Annotated in this window: 1 protein-coding gene; it reads left to right on the forward strand. The window is 72.1% G+C overall.

The window, feature by feature from the left end; translation table 11 throughout:
- Positions 1 to 671, forward strand: a 671-nt coding sequence (gene istB, locus ACFPFQ_RS48285) for an IS21-like element helper ATPase IstB (RefSeq protein WP_379630067.1), incomplete at its 5' end; no start/stop codon positions are given.
- Between the last annotated feature and the right edge of the window lie 49 nt (positions 672 to 720).

The raw sequence follows: 720 nt of genomic DNA on the forward strand, positions 1-720 counted from the left end.
CCGCCCGGGAACGGCTGTCGCACAAGGCTTATCTCGCCGAGGTCCTCACCGCCGAGTGCGACGACCGCGACTCGCGGCGCCGGATCCGCCGGGTCAACGAAGCCAAGTTCCCCCGCTCCAAGCGGCTGGCCGATTTCGACCTGCACGCCCACCCGTCGCTGCCCCCGGCCACCCTCGCGCACCTCGCCGCCGGGGCCTGGATCGACGCCGGGGAACCCGTCGTGCTGCTCGGGGACTCCGGCACCGGCAAAACCCATCTCCTCATCGGCCTGGGGACCGCCGCCGCCGAGGCCGGCCGCCGGGTCCGCTACGTCACCACCGCCGCCCTGGTCAACGAACTCGTCGAGGCCGCTGATGACAAACAACTCTCCCGCGTCGTCGGCCGCTACGCCCGCCTCGATCTGCTCTGCCTCGACGAGGTCGGCTACGTCCACCTCGACCCCCGCGGCGCCGAACTGCTGTTCCAGATCATCACCGCCCGCGAGGAGAAAGCCTCCATCGCCTGCGCCAGCAACGCCCCGTTCTCCGAATGGGGCCGCACCTTCACCGACCCACGCCTCGCCGCCGCCGTGGTCGACCGGCTCACCTTCCGAGCCCACATCATCGCCACGGGCACCGACTCCTACCGGCTCCGCGCCACCCGCGCCGCGAAGAAGGGAACCGCCGCCTGACCAACCCCAACCACCGCGCCGCCCATCACCCCCGGTGACCAGCGGCCAC

The organism is Pseudonocardia sp. GCM10023141 (assembly GCF_042653605.1).